The sequence below is a fragment of the Citrobacter sp. Cb004 genome (assembly GCF_030337065.1).
GTDB classification, from domain to species: Bacteria; Pseudomonadota; Gammaproteobacteria; order Enterobacterales; family Enterobacteriaceae; genus Citrobacter; species Citrobacter braakii.
This window is the reverse complement of the sequence record NZ_JAOWCH010000047.1, coordinates 43,037-49,599: the sequence shown is the minus strand read 5'-3', so window position 1 is coordinate 49,599 and position 6,563 is coordinate 43,037. Positions and strand designations below refer to the sequence as shown.

At 48.8% G+C, this 6,563-nt stretch carries 4 protein-coding genes and 1 rRNA gene; 4 read left to right on the top strand and 1 reads right to left on the bottom strand.

All coding sequences use genetic code 11. The features are described 5' to 3' along the window. Positions 1-10: 10 nt before the first annotated feature. A 16S ribosomal RNA gene (locus OGV65_RS07980) occupies positions 11-1,552 on the bottom strand. 597 nt (positions 1,553-2,149) lie between these two features. Between OGV65_RS07980 and OGV65_RS07975 the strand changes: the two genes are divergently transcribed. The 4 genes from OGV65_RS07975 (at position 2,150) to dcuB (ending at position 6,556) form a co-directional block, all read left to right on the top strand. Next, a complete protein-coding gene (locus OGV65_RS07975) occupies positions 2,150-3,781 on the top strand; it encodes a sensor histidine kinase (protein ID WP_049282257.1) in 1,632 nt (543 codons plus the stop codon). Beyond that, positions 3,778-4,497, top strand: coding sequence for a two-component system response regulator DcuR (dcuR, locus tag OGV65_RS07970; protein WP_016155419.1), 720 nt, complete (start codon positions 3,778-3,780; stop codon positions 4,495-4,497). Before OGV65_RS07975 ends, dcuR begins: the two co-directional genes overlap by 4 nt. Positions 4,498-4,794: 297 nt before the next feature. Beyond that, positions 4,795-5,097, top strand: coding sequence for a hypothetical protein (locus tag OGV65_RS07965; RefSeq protein WP_200108564.1), 303 nt, complete (start codon positions 4,795-4,797; stop codon positions 5,095-5,097). 118 nt (positions 5,098-5,215) lie between these two features. Further along, positions 5,216-6,556, top strand: a complete 1,341-nt coding sequence (dcuB, locus tag OGV65_RS07960) for an anaerobic C4-dicarboxylate transporter DcuB (protein ID WP_003031873.1) — start codon at positions 5,216-5,218, stop codon at positions 6,554-6,556. Positions 6,557-6,563: the final 7 nt, after the last annotated feature.

Here is a 6,563-nt window from a genome sequence, read left to right as displayed (position 1 = left end):
TTCTTTAAGGTAAGGAGGTGATCCAACCGCAGGTTCCCCTACGGTTACCTTGTTACGACTTCACCCCAGTCATGAATCACAAAGTGGTAAGCGCCCTCCCGAAGGTTAAGCTACCTACTTCTTTTGCAACCCACTCCCATGGTGTGACGGGCGGTGTGTACAAGGCCCGGGAACGTATTCACCGTGGCATTCTGATCCACGATTACTAGCGATTCCGACTTCATGGAGTCGAGTTGCAGACTCCAATCCGGACTACGACATACTTTATGAGGTCCGCTTGCTCTCGCGAGGTCGCTTCTCTTTGTATATGCCATTGTAGCACGTGTGTAGCCCTACTCGTAAGGGCCATGATGACTTGACGTCATCCCCACCTTCCTCCAGTTTATCACTGGCAGTCTCCTTTGAGTTCCCGGCCGAACCGCTGGCAACAAAGGATAAGGGTTGCGCTCGTTGCGGGACTTAACCCAACATTTCACAACACGAGCTGACGACAGCCATGCAGCACCTGTCTCAGAGTTCCCGAAGGCACGTTCGCATCTCTGCAAACTTCTCTGGATGTCAAGAGTAGGTAAGGTTCTTCGCGTTGCATCGAATTAAACCACATGCTCCACCGCTTGTGCGGGCCCCCGTCAATTCATTTGAGTTTTAACCTTGCGGCCGTACTCCCCAGGCGGTCGACTTAACGCGTTAGCTCCGGAAGCCACGCCTCAAGGGCACAACCTCCAAGTCGACATCGTTTACGGCGTGGACTACCAGGGTATCTAATCCTGTTTGCTCCCCACGCTTTCGCACCTGAGCGTCAGTCTTTGTCCAGGGGGCCGCCTTCGCCACCGGTATTCCTCCAGATCTCTACGCATTTCACCGCTACACCTGGAATTCTACCCCCCTCTACAAGACTCTAGCCTGCCAGTTTCGGATGCAGTTCCCAGGTTGAGCCCGGGGATTTCACATCCGACTTGACAGACCGCCTGCGTGCGCTTTACGCCCAGTAATTCCGATTAACGCTTGCACCCTCCGTATTACCGCGGCTGCTGGCACGGAGTTAGCCGGTGCTTCTTCTGCGAGTAACGTCAATTGCTGTGGTTATTAACCACAACACCTTCCTCCTCGCTGAAAGTACTTTACAACCCGAAGGCCTTCTTCATACACGCGGCATGGCTGCATCAGGCTTGCGCCCATTGTGCAATATTCCCCACTGCTGCCTCCCGTAGGAGTCTGGACCGTGTCTCAGTTCCAGTGTGGCTGGTCATCCTCTCAGACCAGCTAGGGATCGTCGCCTAGGTGAGCCGTTACCCCACCTACTAGCTAATCCCATCTGGGCACATCCGATGGCAAGAGGCCCGAAGGTCCCCCTCTTTGGTCTTGCGACGTTATGCGGTATTAGCTACCGTTTCCAGTAGTTATCCCCCTCCATCGGGCAGTTTCCCAGACATTACTCACCCGTCCGCCACTCGTCACCCAAGGAGCAAGCTCCTCTGTGCTACCGTTCGACTTGCATGTGTTAGGCCTGCCGCCAGCGTTCAATCTGAGCCATGATCAAACTCTTCAATTTAAGTTTGATGCTCGTGAATTAAACTTCGTAATGAATTACGTGTTCACTCAGAGACTTGGTATTCATTTTTCGTCTTGCGACGTTAAGAATCCGTATCTTCGAGTGCCCACACAGATTGTCTGATAAATTGTTAAAGAGCAGTTGCGACGCGCTTTAGCGCTCTGTCGCGAGGTGGCGTATATTACGCTTTCCTCTTTCAGAGTCAACCCTCATTTTCAGGTTTTTCTCTTCAACCGAACCGGCTGTTTGTGTAAAGTGATTCACATCCGCCGTGTCGATGGAGGCGCATTATAGGGAGTTTCCCGCGGCCCGCAACCCTTAAATTGCAGAAAAATGACTGACCGCTGCATTCCACAGCAAAACCCCGCCTTATACCCATTTACACACAGAGTTATCCACAATCGTAAGCAAAATAGTGGTCAGCCTCCCTGAAAGAAGTGAAAGCAGATAAGGAAATCTCTATATAAAAAGAGACTCGCTCCACGTTATATATAGAAGAAAAGCCCAGGCAGCCCATGCCCCATCATCCCTACCACCTTTGAATTACGCATCCCATCAGGCGATAATACCCATACAAACCGTGATTCCAGGACCGTGATGAGACACTCTCTGCAACGTACTGCTATACGCAAACGCCCAATGAAGCTCGGCACTACCGTGATCCTCATGGTCAGTGCGGTACTCTTCTCCGTGCTGCTTGTCGTTCATCTGATTTATTTCTCGCAAATCAGCAACATGACGCGCGATGCATTAGCGGGTAAAGCGCTTGCGGTCGCACGAACGCTGGCAAACTCCCCGGAGATCCGCCAGGGGCTAATGAAAAAGCCCGAGGAAAGCGGTATTCAGGCGATTGCCCAGGCGGTGAATAAAAGCAACGATTTTTTGTTCATCGTCGTCACCGATATGCAAAGCATTCGTTACTCCCATCCCGAAGCGCAGCGAATCGGTCAGCCGTTTAAAGGCGATGACATTTTGCTGGCCCTGCAAGGGAAAGAGAATGTCGCCATTAATCGCGGATTTCTGGCGCAAGCCCTGCGCGTATTTACCCCTATTTATAACGAGCATCATCGGCAGATAGGCGTCGTGTCGATCGGCCTTGAGCTAAGCAGGGTGACTGAGCAGATCAATAACAGCCGTGGCAGCATCTTTTGGTCCATCTTATTTGGCGTGCTGGTTGGGCTGCTCGGCACATGGGTATTTGTCAAAGTCCTCAAGCGTATTCTGTTTGGTCTGGAGCCTTATGAAATCTCCAATCTGTTCGAACAACGCCAGGCGATGCTGCACTCTATAAAGGAAGGCGTCATTGCCGTTGACGAGTGCGGTGAAGTGACGCTGATAAACCAGGCGGCACAAGAGTTGCTGGATTACCACAAATCGCAAGACGATGCCCAGCTCTCCACGCTCAGCCACGCATGGTCAAAAGTGGTCGATTTTTCACAGGTACTGCATGACGGAACGCCGCGTCGCGATGAAGAGATCATGGTGAAGGATCGGCTACTCTTAATTAACACGGTTCCGGTACTCAGCAACGGTAAAATCATCGGGGCCATTTCAACATTCAGAGATAAGACTGAAGTCCGAAAATTAATGCAACGACTGGACGGCATGGTCAACTATGCCGACGCACTTCGTGAACGATCCCACGAATTCATGAATAAATTGCACGTGATTCTGGGATTATTGCATCTGAAAAGTTATAAGCAGCTTGAAAATTACATCCTGAAGACCGCGAACAGTTATCAGGAAGAGATTGGCTCACTATTAGGAAAAATAAAATCCCCGGTGATCGCAGGATTTTTACTCAGTAAGATTAATCGCACATCTGATTTAGGCCATAGCCTGGTGATCAGCAATGAAAGCCAGTTGCCGGAAAACAGCAACGAAGATCAGGTGGCTGTGCTGATTACCGTTCTGGGGAATTTAATTGAAAACGCCCTGGAGGCGCTAGGTCAAGAACCTGGTGGCGAGATCAGCGTATCCTTGCATTATCGACACGGCTGGTTGCATTGCGAAGTGAATGACGATGGTCCGGGGATTGCCCCCGAACACATTGAGCACATCTTTGAGAAAGGCGTTTCGTCAAAAGGAACCGAACGGGGCGTTGGTTTAGCACTTGTTAAACAACAGGTTGAAAACGTTGGCGGCAATATTTCCGTCGAGTCAGAACCTGGGATCTTCACCCAATTTTTTGTACAGTTACCGTGGAATGGTGAGAGGGCCAGCAGATGATCAATGTCTTAATTGTCGATGACGATGCAATGGTAGCGGAATTAAACCGCCGTTATGTCGCGCAACTCTCCGGTTTTCATTGCTGCGGCACAGCCTCCACGCTGGAGAAAGCAAAAGAGATAATCTTTCATAGCGGTAATCATATCGATTTGATTTTGCTTGATATTTATATGCAAAAAGAAAACGGTCTGGATCTGTTGCCTGTATTGCACAGCGAAGGTTGCAAGTGTGATGTCATTGTCATCTCTTCCGCCGCTGACGCGACCACCATCAAAGACTCTCTCCACTATGGTGTCGTTGACTACCTGATCAAACCGTTCCAGGCGTCACGTTTTGAAGAGGCGCTGACCGGCTGGCTACAGAAGAAAACCGAGATGGAAAAGCATCAGTACTATGAACAGTCTGAGCTTGACCAGTTGATTCACGGCAGCTCCTCCAATGAACAGGAAGCGCGGCGCTTACCTAAAGGATTAACGCCACAAACGTTACGCACGCTGTGCCAGTGGATTGATGAGCATCAGGATCAGGAATTCTCCACCGATGAACTGGCCAACGAGGTCAATATCTCGCGCGTTTCTTGCCGTAAATATCTTATCTGGCTCGTCAATTGTCACATCCTATTTACCAGCATCCATTATGGCGTAACCGGTAGACCGGTTTATCGTTACCGCGTTCAGGCTGAACATTACTCATTACTAAAACAATATTGCCAATAAAAACAATTTGGGATTATTTGTTATTTGAAAGTAACAATTATTAAAATAATGAAAAATCCCTTCTTTTCTGAATCATGCTGCAGAATTATAAATTTGCGTTAGATCAAATATATTTGTATCCAGCATGTTACATGTATTATTTTAATATTGATTAACGTCACACTGTTTTTAATTTCAAAATCGCTAACAAAAGTTAATTAAGTATTATCTAGCTCGCAGAGTGTGTATTTTTACCCATAAAGGATTAGTCTGAAATTAACCAGACATACAAAATCTAGACTGGTAGCAATGGAGACCATGCTACGTACCATGGACACCGTACATTTTTGTGAGCAAATAAAAGTATCCGCACGCCAACCTCATCACATTATGAAATGGCGTGAGCGTGATCACACAAATAACCTACTCACCCATTCTGTCGGTGGTTCACGTAATAGCGGAAAACGCAAAACAGATAAATTACAGCGTCAACCGCAGCTCTCCATGTCCAGCTCTGCCTCCCATCGCCTGAGGATTCTCTCCTCTGATCAAAGCCACAGAAAAAAGCTAAATATCGCCATAACGTTAAAAAAACAATCTAGCAAGACATTTGAACATTAATCGCAAATACGGACATATCGAATACTGACCATTTTTTGATGCCTATTTCGGCAAAAAAGAATGTGGCACAGATCCATTTTTCAAAAAATTGACTGGTTTTTTCGCGAGGGTAAATAAAATGTTATTTAGTATACAACTTCTTATAATATTAATATGTTTGTTTTATGGTGCCAGAAAGGGCGGTATCGCGCTGGGTTTATTAGGCGGTATCGGCCTGGTCATTCTGGTTTTCGTTTTCCATCTCCAGCCGGGTAAACCACCTGTAGATGTAATGCTGGTTATTATTGCCGTGGTGGCCGCATCGGCAACCTTGCAAGCCTCCGGCGGCCTTGACGTTATGCTGCAAATCGCTGAAAAGCTGCTGCGCCGTAACCCAAAATACGTTTCCATCGTCGCCCCGTTCGTTACCTGCACCCTGACGATTCTCTGCGGTACAGGCCACGTGGTATACACCATCCTGCCAATCATTTATGACGTTGCCATTAAGAACAATATTCGCCCGGAACGTCCGATGGCGGCGAGTTCTATCGGTGCGCAGATGGGGATTATCGCCAGCCCGGTGTCCGTGGCCGTTGTATCACTGGTCGCAATGCTGGGTAACGTAACGTTTGAAGGCAAGCATCTTGAATTCCTCGACCTGCTTAGCATCACTATCCCGTCTACCCTGTTGGGTATCCTGGCGATCGGTATCTTCAGTTGGTTCCGCGGTAAAGATCTGGATAAAGATGAAGAGTTCCAGAAGTTTATTTCCGTCCCTGAAAACCACAACTACGTTTATGGTGATACCGCCACACTGTTAGACAAAAAGCTGCCGAAAAGCAATTGGCTGGCCATGTGGATCTTCCTTGCCGCTATCGCCGTTGTTGCCGTGCTCGGCGCGTTCTCTGAGCTGCGCCCTACCTTCAGCGGCAAACCGCTGTCAATGGTACTGGTTATCCAGATGTTCATGCTGCTGACCGGTGCGCTGATTATTATCCTGACGAAGACCAATCCCGCTTCAATATCTAAAAACGAAGTCTTCCGTTCCGGTATGATCGCGATTGTGGCGGTGTACGGTATTGCCTGGATGGCCGAAACAATGTTCGGCGCGCACATGACGGAAATCGAAGGTGTGCTGGGCAATATGGTGAAAGAGTATCCGTGGGCCTATGCAATTGTTCTGCTGTTGGTTTCCAAATTTGTAAACTCCCAGGCTGCGGCGCTGGCGGCAATTGTTCCGGTCGCACTGGCAATTGGGGTTGATCCAGCGTACATCGTTGCTTCCGCTCCGGCATGTTACGGTTACTACATTCTGCCGACTTACCCGAGCGATCTGGCGGCTATTCAGTTTGACCGTTCCGGCACCACCCACATTGGCCGTTTCGTTATCAACCACAGCTTCATTCTACCTGGGTTGATCGGCGTGAGCGTATCCTGTGTCTTTGGTTGGATCTTCGCTGCAATGTACGGTTTCCTGTAATTACAGT